Here is a 12,699-nt window from a genome sequence, read left to right on the forward strand (position 1 = left end):
TTATCGCGTCCCCCCCGGACCCCCGCGCATCGCAAGTCCACGCTGCGACGTGAGCCAGACGAGACCCTTTTGCAAGACGATGAACGCGAAAAGGAGGATGCCGATGACGATCTTGGTCCACCAGCTCGACAGCGTCCCGTCGAAGATGATGTAGGTCTGGATCAACCCCATGATCAGCACCCCGATCAGCGTGCCCGCCACGAACCCGCTGCCGCCCGTCAGGAGCGTGCCGCCGATGACGACCGCAGCGATCGCATCGAGCTCCACCCCGACCGTGGCGAGCGAGTATCCCGCCGAGGTGTATATCGAAAAGACGATGCCCGAAAGCCCGGCGAGAAAACCCGACAGCGCATAGATCCGGATCGTCGTGCGCTGCACGGGCACGCCCATCAGGCGCGCCGTCTGCACGCCGCCGCCGAGCGCATAGACATTGGTGCCGAAGCGCGTGCGGTGAGCAACGAGCATTCCCGCCACGAACACCGCGAGCATGATCGCGCCGATCAGCGTCAGGCGCCCCTTGCCCGGCATCACGTAATAGAGGCCCTGGAGCTGATCGTAGAACGCATGCGTGATCGGCACGGAATCAATCGACAGCACATAGGCCATGCCGCGGGCGAGGAACATGCCGGCCAGGGTGACGATGAAAGGCGGCATCTCCAGATGGTGGATGATGGCTCCCATGGCGGCACCGAACAGCGTGGTGAGCACCAGCAGCATGGCGAAGACCACCAGGGGATGGAGCCCCGTGTCGCGCAGCAGGACGGCGATGAAGACGCCGGAGAAGGCGATGACGGACCCGACCGACAGATCGATGCCGCCGGACAGGATGACGAAGGTCATGCCCACCGCGACGATGCCGAGAAACGCGTTGTCGGTGAGGAGATTGCCGATCACCCGCGTCGACAGCATGGCCGGGAACTGCACGTAGCAGACGGCATAGGCGGCCAGGAAGATGACCATGGTGGCCAGGAGCGGAAGCGTGCGCGCATTCATTGGATGACGGTCTCCGCTTTCGCCTCGGCCGACGCCTTGTCGCGCCGGAAGAAGGCCAGTGTCGTCCGCACGGTCGGCGACTGCAGGACGAGAATGACGAGGATGATCGCCGCCTTGATGATGAGATTGAACTCCGGCGGGAAGCCCGACAGGAGGATGCCGGTGTTGACGGCCTGGATGATCATCGCGCCGATCAGCGAGGCGATGATGGAGAAGCGGCCGCCGAGCAGCGACGTGCCGCCGACGACGACGGCGAGGATGGCGTCGAGCTCCAGCCAGAGACCGGCATTGTTGGCGTCGGCTCCCTTGATGTCGGCGGCGGCGATGACGCCGGCCAGCGCCGCGCACAGGCCCGACGTCATGTAGACCGCGATGAGGAGGACGCGCGCATTGATGCCGGCGAGCGTGCTGGCGCGCAGGTTGACGCCGATCGCCTCGATCAGCATGCCGAGCGCGCTGCGGCGCACCACCAGCGTGACGAGAAGGCCCGCGGCGAGCCAGATCAGCACCGGCATGGGAATGCCGAGAAAGGCTCCGGAACCGAAGAAGATCAGGCCCTTGTGATTGAAGGTGAGGATGGCGCCCTCGGTGATGAGCTGCGCGATGCCGCGCCCGGCCACCATGAGGATCAGCGTCGCGACGATCGGCTGAATGCCGAGCACGGCCACCAGCAGGCCGTTCCAGAGCCCGCAGGCGATCCCCGTGACGAGCGCCAGCGCCAGCGTCGGCACAAGACCGATACCGCTGGTGATGGCGGCGGCCGCGACCGCGCCGCTGATGGCCATCACCGCACCCACCGACAGGTCGATGCCCCTGGTGGCGATCACCAGCGTCATGCCGATGGCGAGCAGGGCGACCGGCGCGCCCCGGTTGAGGATGTCGATGGCGCTGCCGTAGAGCCGGCCGTTGGCGATGCTGACATCGAAGAAGCCGGGATGAACGAGGGCGATCAGCCCGAGGACCGCCGCCAGCGTCAGAAGTTGCGGCGCGACGCGGCGCAGAATGGCCTTGGCCGCGGTCATAGGGCTGCCTCCCGGTCGGCGGCGATCGCCGCAACCATGTTGTTTGTGGTGATCTCGGCGCCCACCAGCTCCGCCACATGGTGGCGATCGCGCACCACGATGACGCGGTGGCTGTAGGCGACCAGTTCGTCGAGCTCCGACGAGATGACGAGCAGCGCCATGCCCCTGGCGCAGAGCTCTTCGATCAGGCGGATGATCTCCGCATGCGCGCCGACGTCGATGCCGCGCGTCGGCTCGTCGAGGATGAGGAAGCGCGGGTTGGTGGCCAGCCAGCGCGCCAGCATCACCTTCTGCTGATTGCCGCCGGACAGGAGCCCCACCGGCTTTTCCGCATCCGGGGTGCGGATGTCGAGGCGGCGGATGAATTCGTCGGCCATGGCCGCCTGCTCGCGGGCCGGCACCGGCTTGGTCCAGCCGCGCCGCGCCTGCAGCGCCAGGACGATGTTCTCGCGCACGCTCAGGTCGCCGATGATGCCGTCGCTCTTGCGATCTTCGGGACAGAAGCCGAACCCGCCGGCGATGGCATCGCGCGGCGAGCCGAGATGCAGAGGCTTGCCGGCGTCCGACGCGGCTCCGCTGTCATGCGGGGTGACGCCGAACAGCGTCTCGGCGGTTTCCGTCCGGCCCGAGCCAAGCAGCCCCGCGACGCCGACCACCTCGCCCGCATGGATGTCGAGATCGAAGGGGGCGATGCGCCCGCCGCGCCCGAAATCCCGGAAGCGGATCATGGCCTCGCCCTCCGGCCGGTCGGTCCTGCCGCTTTCGCGCGTTTCCTGTTCCAGCTCCCGGCCCAGCATCAGGTTGACGAGCCGGGTGCGGTCGATCTCGGCGATCGCCTGGGTGCCGACCAGCTTGCCGTTGCGCAGGACGGTTATGCGGTCGCTGATCTCGAACACCTGATCGAGGAAATGGGAGATGAAAACGATGCCGAGCCCTCGTTCCTTCAAGGCGCGCACGACGTCGAACAGCATGCGCACCTCCAGCGCATCGAGGCTCGCCGTCGGCTCGTCGAGGATCAGGACCTTGCCGGACAGGGACACCGCGCGGGCGATGGCGACGACTTGCTGAACGGCCACCGAATAGGTGTCGAGATTGCGCGTGACGTCGATCTCGAGCCCGTATTGCGCCAGCGTCTGCCGCGCCGAGCGGCTCATGGCCCGGCTGGAGATCATGCCGAAACGGGTCGGCTGGTGACCGAGGCACAGGTTCTCAGCCACGGAGAGATTGGGCAGGAGGTTGACCTCCTGATAGACGGTGCCGATGCCGAGGGTCTGCGCTTCCAGCGTGTCCCGCGGGTCGATCGGCCGCCCGTCGAGCAGTATCTCGCCGCCGTCGCGGCGATAGGCGCCGGTCAGGCATTTGATGAGCGTCGACTTGCCGGCGCCGTTCTCACCGAGAAGCGCGTGGACCTCTCCCGAATGAAGGGTGAAGTCCACGCCGTCGAGCGCGACGGTGCCCGGAAAGGTCTTCGTCACGGCGGTGGCGTGAAGCAGAGGCCTGTTTTCGGGCACCCTGTCCTCCCTGGATTTATGATGCGGATCTCAAGTGCGGACCTCCGGTGCCCCGTTCATCCCGCCTGTCCCTTTCGGGCCATCTTCTCCCCGCCCCTGCGGCTGGCGCGGGACGGGGAGAAGGAATGCGGCACGCCCCTTGCCTACTACTGGCAAGGGTAAGAGGCGGGCGTCGGCCTCAGTAACCGAGATCCTTCTTGGCCTCGTAGACGGCCTGCGGATCGTCAGCCTGGGTGTAGAGCTTCGATTCCGTCTGGATGAATTTCGGCGGCTCGGTGCCGTCCTTGAGATAGGCCGCGAGCGCGTCGAAGGCGGGCCCCGCCATGTTGGGCGTCAGCTCCACCGTGGCGTTCGCCTCGCCTGCCGCCATGGCCTGGAAAATGTCCGGCACGGCGTCGATCGACACGATCAGGATGTCCTCGCCCGGCTTCAGGCCGGCCTCCTTGATCGCCTGGATGGCGCCGACGGCCATATCGTCGTTGTGGGCGTAGAGCGCGCAGATGCTCTTGCCGCCGTTCTCGGCCTTCAGGAAGCTCTCCATGACTTCCTTGCCCTTGGTGCGGGTGAAGTCGCCGGTCTGGCTGCGGACGATCTTGATGTTGTCGTGGCCGGCGATGCCCTCCTCGAAACCGGCCTTGCGCTTGATCGCCGGCGAGGAGCCGGTCGTGCCCTGCAGTTCGACGACGTTGCACGGCTTGTCGCCCACCGCGCCGACCAGCCAGTCGCCGGCCACCTTGCCCTCATGATGAAGGTCCGAACCGACGGCCGTCAGGTAGAGATCGTCGGACGAATCCACCTGGCGATCGAGCAGGACGACAGGGATTTCCGCCTCCTTGGCCTCTTCAAGCACCGAGTCCCAGCCGGTCGCCACGACGGGTGCGATAAGAATCGCATCGACGCCCTGGGCGATGAAGGACCGGAGCGCCTTGATCTGGTTTTCCTGCTTCTGCTGCGCATCGGCGAATTTCAGGTCGATGCCGCGCTTCTCGGCCTCCTGGCGCGTCAACGTGGTTTCGGCGGCCCGCCAGCCCGATTCCGAGCCGATCTGCGAGAAGCCGATCGTCTGCGCCAGGGCGCCCGATGTGGTGAATGCCAGTACCGCGAGCGCGCACGCGCCCATCCATGCCTTTTTCGAAAGCATCATTTCCTCCCTAACGATGTGGGCTCCTCACCCGGGACTCAAAAAATCATACTATATTACTTTTGTAAACAGACACCGTGCTCCTTCTGATCGGTCTCAGCCTGCCACGCGGCACGCGCAGCAGGGAGCACTATGGCGACTGGAACCGCTACATCCTGTGAGACGCGGTCGTTATGTCTTTGAAGGCGGCGCGTGCTCGGTCACTGGCGTCATTTCCGCGCTGTCGCCGTCGTCATGTTCACCTGAAGCGCCAGGCCGCCGTCCACCGCGAACCGCTGCCACTGCGCGCAGACATCCTCTTCCAGTGCATGGCGTCTTGCCGGATCGGCCTGATTGACCGCTTCGGCGAGCGGCGTGCTTTGGATGTATTGCCACAGGAAATCGGCGGGTGCCGGGAGGCGAAAGGCCTTCGGCTTCGCCTGAACGTCGACTTTCTCGAAGCCGGCGCTGCGCATGAGCTCGCGGAGTTCGCCGACATCGTGCATCGAGAACACGAGGTCGACGAAGAGGGCGGCTTTCGGGCCTATGTGACCGGCCAGGGCATCCCTCATGATCGCAAAGATCTGCGGCGTTGGCCCGGGCACGGCGAGGATGGCGCGTCCGCCGGCAACCAGGACCCGCCGCATCTCCTGCAATGCGGCGTGCCTGTCGGCGACAAACTGGAGCCCCATCTGGCAGAGAACCACATCGAACGCCTCGTCCGGGATCGGCATCGCCTCCGCACGCGCCTCGTACCACTCGATCGACATGTCGGGCGGCGTCTGCGAACGAGCCACCGCCAGCATGCCGGGGTTCACGTCGAGGCCCGCAACCCTGCCGTCGGCACCGACGCGGTCCGCCGCGCGCCGCGTCACGACCCCGGTGCCGCATGCGACATCGAGCACGCGCTCTCCCGGCTGGAGACCCGCAACGCCGATCAGGTCGTCGGCCACCGGCGCGCCGATGGAAGGGACAAAGAAGCGCTGATAGTTTTCAGCGGCGGTTCCTTCATAGGATTTCCCGTAGATTTGCTGAGTCATCGCGTCCTCCATTTCCTACAGCGCCGTGCGTCCTTCTGGATGCGCAAAGGACGCTATTCGGAAGGAGCATATGTCGGACATCCGGGCCGGCGCTTCGGGCAAACCACCCAATCGAGGAAGATGAAGCATGGGTGATTCCACCCAAGCCCGCCCCTTCAGACCAGGCGGTGCTCGTAGGCCCAGGCGGTGGCGGCAGCGCGCGTGGGAACGTCGAGCTTGTTGAAGATGTTGCTGACGTGCCTGTCCACCGTCTTTCCGCTCAGTTGCAATTCGTCGGCGATCTGCCGGTTGGTCTTGCCGGCCGCGACCAGGCGGAGAACCTGCAACTCGCGGGGAGACAGGCCCCCTGCCTCGTGCGGCCGCGCGCCCAGCAGGGTGTCGACGCGTGAGAGATCGGGCACCGCCCCGAGCTGCTGGAACACCGCGCGGGCCGCCTGCCACTCCAGCAACGCACCGTCGTCATCGCCGAGGGTGCGGCAGGCGAGGCCCATCGCGACGCGTGCGCGCGCCGCGTCATGCGGGGCGTCGACCCGCAGCCAGCCTTCGATGGCCCGGCGCAGCCAGACCGCCGCCGCCTGCGCTTCACCTTCAGCCAACTCCGTCGCCCCCCGCGCCTCGGCCGCAAGAATGTCGAGCAACTCGGTTCCATAGCCTTGCGCCATGTCCTCCAGTTCGCCGCAGGCGCGTCGCGCCTCGTCGATCTCGCTGGCCGCCAGCATGATCTCGATATGGGCCGGCAGCAGCCGGATACGCCGCATCTCGTCGGTCGTCGCATCCATGACGCGCCGGATCGCGGCCACGGCCGCGTCAATCCGGCTTTCGGCCAAGCGCAGCAGGGCAAGGCCCGGCTGCGGCTCGAGACCACACTCGCTGGTATTCCGGTAGGCCTGCTCGGCAGCGCCGAAATCTCCCCGCAGACGGTGGACCTCCGCCATCTGGTACCACGCTCCAGCCGCGTCCTTGCGGTTGTTCGACCGCGTCAAGCGCTCCACCGCCTGTTGTGCTTCCTCGAGCGCATCCTGCCATGCGCCGCAGAGCCGCTTGATCTCGGCCCGGTGCATCAGGCAGGTGCCGCTGAAGCTGACCAGTTGCGGCTGGTCCGAGCACCATCGCCCCAGAGCGGACGTCCATTCGCGTGCGCGGTCCAGCACATGGATCTGCTGGCAGGCTTCGATCACGCTGCAGTAGATCAAGCCGGTGAGCAGCGGCGACAATTCGCCGGCCACGACCGAGACCATCGCCTCGTCCAGAAGCGCCAGGCCTTCCGAGCTCCGTCGCTGTCGCAACAGGACACGGCCCTGCAGATGCCGGGCGCAAGCCGTCAGATCGGCATCCGCGAAACGTTGGCCGATCTCGGCCGCGCGGCTGGCCGCGGCGTGAGCCGCGTCGAGATCGCCCGCGGCAAGATGCCGTTCGACCAGGGGCAGCATGAGATAGCCCCGTTCGGCACAATCGTCCGGCGCGCCCTCAAGCAGCCGATGCGCCCGCCCGAACCAGCCGCTCGCCGGGCCCATTTCCCCGCGAAAGGCGAGGCGCAGGCCCAGCCAGAAGGCGCAGCGCGCGGCCCGATGACGCTCGCCGGCGTCAAGACACGCATGGTGGGCCCGCTCCAGGGTCCGCAGATACGCCTCGTCGCGTCCGGTCAGATAGGCGGCCATCGCCAGCCGTTCGAGATCGTCCACCGCGAGCGAAGCAGCCTCGTGGGCATGCGAGAGGAACGCGTAGGCGTCGTCCCACGCCCTTTCCTCATAAGCCTGGCGACCGCGCATGAGCTGATCCGCCGCCTCCGGGGCGCCGCTGCCGAACCGCTGTCGATCTGCTCTGCCCATCCGCAGTGCTCCGGCGAAGAACGGAACCTCCCCGCATCATTAGCCGTGTTGGGGCCGTGTTGGCGTCGACAGGCAGTATAGCATGCTGGAAAGAGGATGGCCGGGAGGCGGACCAACCCCTGGGTTCGCGCTCCCCCGATCAGCTCGCGGCGGCTGGATAGCCTTCGATCCTTCTGCACGAAAGATCCCGATGCATCAGTCGATCACCTGTCGGATTCACTTGAATAATGTTCTGGAAAGACATCTGTTTCCCCCGGTCTCGGATTGACGTCGGCAAGCTGCGTTGCTTTTTGATTCTGCAGTCAATCAAGCAGGATCCAGCACCATGCGTCTCATCATCTTTACTATTCTTGGCATCGCCCTTTTGGCTTTCGGGTTCTACATGCAGTTCGCTGGATCCAGTGTCACTGCCGCACAGAAGCTGCGTTGTGAGGAGACCGTCCGAAACGTCTATGCAGACAGCGAAGAGGCGAGAAACCTGTTTCTTTCCAGATGCGGCGAACCCGGCGTGATTGCCATGATGGAGGCGAGAGCGAACGGTATGGGCGCCGAGGAAGCCGCTCAATCGATCGGATCCGCCAATCGCGGCAGCATTCTCAGCGACTTGATCAGCTACGCGTTGATCGGCGGCGGTATCGGTGCGATCGGTGCTGCATGCGCTTCAGCCATTCGCGGAAAGAAGCGCGCGGGAGCCTAACCGTCTTTTCGCACTCCATCCTGCCCCGACGTTGCAGCGATCCCTGTGGCGCGGCGGTGAAAGAATGCAGCGAGGGCATATGAGCAGGGACGGAAAGCCGCACCGTCGGATGACATGGTTCAAGAGATTGGCGATGCTCGCGCTTGTTGCGCTCGCACTGCTCGCAGGATCCGTCTGGTATGGCGGCAGGGTGCCTGGCAGTGCCCCCTTGGGAGAGACGATAGATGCGTTCCGAAAGATCTGTATCGAAACCATGGTCTACAAGCTGGAGCCGGAGGGCGCCGGCCGCGGGGAAGCCCTTCAAGAACTCGGTCTGACGCATGAAGCATCCGGGGTACCGGAGATGCGCAGCAATGCTTCCGGATCGCTTTGGGCGAAAGGCCGAGCGCGAGACGATGGAGGGTATGAATGCGCCATCGCTTATCGGAACCGCTTCGACACGTTGCCATTGCAGCGTCTGTACTTCGCCTGGAAGATGGACGTTTCGGGCATGACGAAAGTCGACCAGTCCACCCTGGGCTTCTCAGGACCGAACTACGAGGCGTGGCCCGTGGATGTCTACGCGTTCAAGGATGATCTCTTCACCTACTATCTGACCTTCGAGCCGCCGAACGAAGACACCTATTACCAGCTTCGGCTGGTCAAGGTGCCGGAATAGGTGGCCTGAAGGTAATTTTCCCGGTCGCTTCAGGCGTCGGCGATCCTGGCGCGGAAGCGTTCGGTGCCACGCTCGATGTGATCGAGCAGATCGGCCGCCGCCCAGTGGCGCTCGAAGGGGTTGTAGTCAACCACCCGCGAATGAGCGTTCGCGAAGGTTCCGAGCCACACGTGCCAGATCTTGGCGAGCTTGGGATAGCCCATGCCTTCCGCCATCGCGGCAAGGGCAAGGAAAACCGCCAGATCCCGCACCAGCTCGGTGTCCTCGTCCCTGTGCTCGTAAAGCCAGGCATAAAGGTCGGGATGGAAATTGCCGAACACGCCGCCGAAGCCGCGCGAGCCCGCGCGCATGGCCGCCAGCGCGATCGCCGCATTGGCGTTGACGATGGCGAAGGGCGTGCCCGCCGTCATCGCGGCGCGGCGGGCGACCGTCGGCAGGTCGCAACTGACATCCTTCAGGACGGCGAAGCGGCCGGTGTCGAGGCACAGCTTGAGCTCGTCGTCGCTGAGCAGGCGGCGATAGGGCGCCGGGCACTCGTAGAGCCCGAGCGGCAGGTCGGCCGGCAACACTCGCATGATCGCGTCGAGCGCATGCCGGAAAGCCTCGAAGCCGGCGTTTTGCGGGTCCAGCCTGTTGGTGACCAGGACCAGCGCATCGACGCCGGTTTCGCCCATCGCCTTCAGCTCGGCGAGCTGGTCCTCCAGCGCTTCGGATAAGTGACCCGAGGCGATGACGGGCAGCCGCCCCCGTGCGAATTCAAGGGTTCGGCGCGCCAGGAGAACGCGCTCGTCGAGGCTCAGCCTCTGCATCTCGCTCGACTGGCACACGGCGAACAATGTCTGCGCGCCGCCTTCCACATACCAGTCGGTCAGCCGCGCGAGCCCATCCTCGTCGATGCGGTCAGCCGGCGTGAACGGCGTGAGCATCACCGGCACGAGGCCGTCAATCCTGATCTTCATTTCGCGTCCGTCTGCAGGTTTCATTTGCCAGGCTATATGATACGAAGTGAAATTGGAATAGGATTCCAAAAATGGAGGAGCAGCATCTTGAGCGTGACCCGGTGGGAGGATGACGCATCGGTCTGGACCGGCCCGTCCTATGCGGATCGAGCGATCGGCTATCATCCCGATGTGCGGTCGGCCCCGGTGGCCGGCCGCATCATCACCTGCGTCGACGTGGTCGACTGGGACGGCGACGGCGGCCGCGATCTTCTCTTGTCGAGCTGGGACACCTGCTACGAGGGGCGCGTCTTTCTCTATCCCCAGATCGGGACCCGGCCCGACGGCACGCCGCTCCTCGGCGGCGAACGGATCGTCGAGGGCGTGCGCGGCTATGTCACCGCCGTGCGCGACGGCGACCGCTTCCATCTCCTCTCCGTCTCGCGGATGCGCCGGCAGATCTACCTGTTCCCCAACATCGGCACTGCGCGCGAGCCGCGTTTCGGCGAGCCGGTCGCGCTCGACCTTCAAGCCGACTGGGTCAGGGGCAACGAATATTTCCACATGGCCCGCTTCCACGACATCGACGGCGACGGCGTTCCCGAGCTCGTCGTGGGCACCGATTGCTGGGACGATTACTGGCCGAGCGGCCTCGAATGGAACGATGTCGGCTATCGCGCCTATGATGCGGCGGGGCGCTGGCTGGGCGGGCCGCTGCGCGGTTTCCTCTATGCCTTCAAGAACACGGGGACGCCGAGCGCGCCGGTGCTCGGCCGCGGCGAGACCATCCTCGCGGGCGAGACCCCGCTCGAGGTCTACGGCCAGTGCGCGCCAGCCTTCGGAGATTTTGCCGGCGACGGGAAGAATGCCGTCGTGTGCGGCGAATTCTGGAACATCCTTCACTTCGCGCGCCAGAGGGGGCCCTTCGCCTTCGAACAACCGGCGCTGGTTGCCGATGCCGCCGGCGATCCCGTGCTTCTGGATCAGTGCATTCACCTGCCCTGCGCCGTCGACTGGGACGGCGACGGGCGGCTCGACATCCTGGTCGGCGCCGAGGATGGCTATGTGACGTTCCTCCGCAACACCGGGACCGGCCCCGACGGGCGACCGGCCTTCGAGAAGATCGGGCGCGTCGAGGGCACCGAGCCGTCCATCCATGCCGGCGTCCTGCCCTCGCCGGCCGCTTACGATTTCTCCGGCAACGGCCTGCCCGACCTCGTCGTCGGCAACAGCACGGGCGAGCTTCTTTTTTATGAGAATCTCGGCCCGCGCGAGGCGCCGAGGCTCGCCCGCGAGGTGATGATCGAGGTGGGTGGGAAACCGGTGCGCATCGCCGCCGGCCTGACCGGCTCGATCCAGGGGCCGTCGGAAAAGATGTTCGGCTATTCCTGCCCGACGATCGCCGATTGGGACGGCGACGGCCTTCCCGACCTGCTCGTCAGCGACGTCACTGGCCATCACAGCTTCTACCGCAATGACGGGGGCGCGGTGCCGCCGCGTTTCGAGGCGCCGCGCCCGCTGACATGGCAGGGCAAGCCGCTGAAGACGGTCTGGCGGGTCCGGCCGGCCGTGGTCGACTGGCTGGGCGACGGCCAGCTTCACTATCTCGCGCTCGACGAGGACGGCGTGTTGTCGGATTTCCGCCGCGCCTCCGACACCGAGCTTGCCGACAAGCGGCACCTGCGGTGGGAGGACGGCTCGGAAGTGCGCTTCACACAGGATGTCGGCGGCGGCCGCGGACGGGTGAAGCTGTGCGCCGTGGACTGGACCGGCAACGGCCGGATCGACCTCGTCATCGGCACGCATGCACGCGCATCCGTGCCCCCCGGGCCGACCGGCCAGCCGCGCAACACGACCGGCCAGGCGGGCATCTTCCTGCTCGAGAACATCGGCTCCAATGCCGAGCCGGTCTTCGCCTTCCCGAAGGCGTTCAGATTTCGCGGCGAGACGATCCGGATGGCCATGCACGTCGCCTCGCCCGAAGCCGTCGACTGGGACGGCAGCGGCGCGCTCGGCCTCGTGGTCGGCGTGGAAGACGGCAGCCTGGTGTGGCTGAAGCGGGAGGATCTCTCATGGTAGCCCCGGCCGTGTCCGTCGACGGCTCGACGAAGATCATGGGCGTCATCGGCGATCCCATCGCGCAGGTCATGACGCCGACGGCGATCAACCCGATCTTCGCGGCCCGCGGCGCCAACATCGTCTGCGTGCCGCTGCACATAGGCGCGCATGAGCTCGACACCGCCTGGGCGGGCCTCAGGGCGCTCAGGAACCTGATCGGCTTCGGCATCACCCTGCCGCACAAGCAGGCGGCGCTGACGCTGTGCGACGGTCTCGACCCGCTCGCCGAGCGGGTCGGGGCGGTCAATCTCGTGCGACGCGAGGCCGACGGGTCCTTCAGGGGCTACCAGTTCGACGGCAAGGGCTTCGTTCGCGGGCTGAAGGGACAAGGCCACGCGATCGCCGGCCGCCATTGCCTCATGGTCGGTGCCGGCGGTGCCGCGATCGCCATCGCCTTCGCCCTTGCCGAGGAAGGCGCGGCATCGCTGACCATCGCCAACCGCACGCGCGCAAAGGCGGAAGAGCTCGCGGAGGCCGTGAACCGCGCTGTGGGTCGGTCCTTCGCGCGCGCCGGCGGGCCCCGGCCCGAGCCCGGGCAGATCCTCATCAACGCGACCTCGCTCGGTCTTTCCGCGAGCGACCCCCTGCCCTTCGATGCGACCCTCGTCGACGAAACGATGCTGGTCGCGGAGGTGATCGCCAAGCCGGAGGTAACGCCGCTGCTGGAAGCCGCCCGCGCCCGCGGCGCGCGCATCCATCCGGGCATTCACATGATCCGCGGGCAGGTCGACCTCATTGCCGCCCACATGGCCGAGGCGCAGACAGGAAGCTGA

11 protein-coding genes are annotated in these 12,699 nt (G+C 66.2%); 4 read left to right on the forward strand and 7 right to left on the reverse strand.

Annotation, left to right across the window (positions count from 1 at the left end; all coding sequences use genetic code 11):
* The 6 genes from yjfF to NUU27_RS12025 all read right to left on the reverse strand — a co-directional run bounded on the left by yjfF (position 1) and on the right by NUU27_RS12025 (position 7,515).
* Complete coding sequence (gene yjfF / locus NUU27_RS12000) at positions 1–993, reverse strand: galactofuranose ABC transporter, permease protein YjfF (RefSeq protein ID WP_257762342.1); 993 nt, start codon at positions 991–993, stop codon at positions 1–3.
* Positions 990–2,015: an ABC transporter permease gene (locus NUU27_RS12005; protein WP_257762343.1), complete on the reverse strand. Its 1,026-nt coding sequence runs from the start codon at positions 2,013–2,015 to the stop codon at positions 990–992. Before NUU27_RS12005 ends, yjfF begins: the two co-directional genes overlap by 4 nt.
* Positions 2,012–3,526, reverse strand: coding sequence for a galactofuranose ABC transporter, ATP-binding protein YtfR (gene ytfR, locus NUU27_RS12010; RefSeq protein ID WP_257762344.1), 1,515 nt, complete (start codon positions 3,524–3,526; stop codon positions 2,012–2,014). The genes NUU27_RS12005 and ytfR overlap by 4 nt, the downstream gene beginning before the upstream one ends.
* Positions 3,527–3,704: 178 nt before the next feature.
* Positions 3,705–4,667, reverse strand: a complete 963-nt coding sequence (gene ytfQ, locus NUU27_RS12015; protein ID WP_374566610.1) for a galactofuranose ABC transporter, galactofuranose-binding protein YtfQ — start codon at positions 4,665–4,667, stop codon at positions 3,705–3,707.
* 209 nt (positions 4,668–4,876) lie between these two features.
* The gene (locus NUU27_RS12020; protein ID WP_257762345.1) at positions 4,877–5,686 is read right to left on the reverse strand and encodes a class I SAM-dependent methyltransferase; all 810 of its coding nucleotides are present in this window, start codon (positions 5,684–5,686) and stop codon (positions 4,877–4,879) included.
* Between the two features lie 155 nt (positions 5,687–5,841).
* Positions 5,842–7,515, reverse strand: a complete 1,674-nt coding sequence (locus tag NUU27_RS12025) for a LuxR family transcriptional regulator (protein ID WP_257762346.1) — start codon at positions 7,513–7,515, stop codon at positions 5,842–5,844.
* A 325-nt stretch (positions 7,516–7,840) separates the two neighbouring features.
* Here NUU27_RS12025 and NUU27_RS12030 point away from each other — a divergent pair, with 325 nt between their 5' ends.
* Positions 7,841–8,212, forward strand: a complete 372-nt coding sequence (locus NUU27_RS12030; protein WP_257762347.1) for a hypothetical protein — start codon at positions 7,841–7,843, stop codon at positions 8,210–8,212.
* A 133-nt stretch (positions 8,213–8,345) separates the two neighbouring features.
* Positions 8,346–8,870 carry a hypothetical protein gene (locus NUU27_RS12035; RefSeq protein ID WP_257762348.1) on the forward strand — a complete coding sequence of 175 codons (525 nt, stop codon included), beginning with the start codon at positions 8,346–8,348 and terminating at the stop codon, positions 8,868–8,870.
* A gap of 29 nt (positions 8,871–8,899) precedes the next feature.
* Here the strand turns inward: NUU27_RS12035 and NUU27_RS12040 are convergent, their stop codons facing one another.
* Positions 8,900–9,829 (reverse strand): dihydrodipicolinate synthase family protein, encoded by a 930-nt coding sequence (locus tag NUU27_RS12040; RefSeq protein ID WP_257762349.1) that lies wholly within the window; start codon positions 9,827–9,829, stop codon positions 8,900–8,902.
* Between the two features lie 93 nt (positions 9,830–9,922).
* Here NUU27_RS12040 and NUU27_RS12045 point away from each other — a divergent pair, with 93 nt between their 5' ends.
* A complete protein-coding gene (locus NUU27_RS12045) occupies positions 9,923–11,887 on the forward strand; it encodes a VCBS repeat-containing protein (protein ID WP_257762371.1) in 1,965 nt (654 codons plus the stop codon).
* Complete coding sequence (locus NUU27_RS12050; protein ID WP_257762350.1) at positions 11,881–12,699, forward strand: shikimate dehydrogenase; 819 nt, start codon at positions 11,881–11,883, stop codon at positions 12,697–12,699. Before NUU27_RS12045 ends, NUU27_RS12050 begins: the two co-directional genes overlap by 7 nt.

The sequence above is a fragment of the Nitratireductor sp. ZSWI3 genome (assembly GCF_024655565.1).
Classification (GTDB): domain Bacteria; phylum Pseudomonadota; class Alphaproteobacteria; order Rhizobiales; family Rhizobiaceae; genus Nitratireductor.

Coding starts and splice junctions, on each gene's coding strand:
- yjfF (WP_257762342.1), bottom strand. CDS start 993: ATGAATGCGCGCACGCTTCCGCTCCTGGCCACCATGGTCATCTTCCTG.
- NUU27_RS12005 (WP_257762343.1), bottom strand. CDS start 2,015: ATGACCGCGGCCAAGGCCATTCTGCGCCGCGTCGCGCCGCAACTTCTG.
- ytfQ (WP_374566610.1), bottom strand. CDS start 4,667: ATGCTTTCGAAAAAGGCATGGATGGGCGCGTGCGCGCTCGCGGTACTG.
- NUU27_RS12020 (WP_257762345.1), bottom strand. CDS start 5,686: ATGACTCAGCAAATCTACGGGAAATCCTATGAAGGAACCGCCGCTGAA.
- NUU27_RS12025 (WP_257762346.1), bottom strand. CDS start 7,515: ATGGGCAGAGCAGATCGACAGCGGTTCGGCAGCGGCGCCCCGGAGGCG.
- NUU27_RS12030 (WP_257762347.1), top strand. CDS start 7,841: ATGCGTCTCATCATCTTTACTATTCTTGGCATCGCCCTTTTGGCTTTC.
- NUU27_RS12035 (WP_257762348.1), top strand. CDS start 8,346: ATGCTCGCGCTTGTTGCGCTCGCACTGCTCGCAGGATCCGTCTGGTAT.
- NUU27_RS12040 (WP_257762349.1), bottom strand. CDS start 9,829: ATGAAGATCAGGATTGACGGCCTCGTGCCGGTGATGCTCACGCCGTTC.
- NUU27_RS12050 (WP_257762350.1), top strand. CDS start 11,881: ATGGTAGCCCCGGCCGTGTCCGTCGACGGCTCGACGAAGATCATGGGC.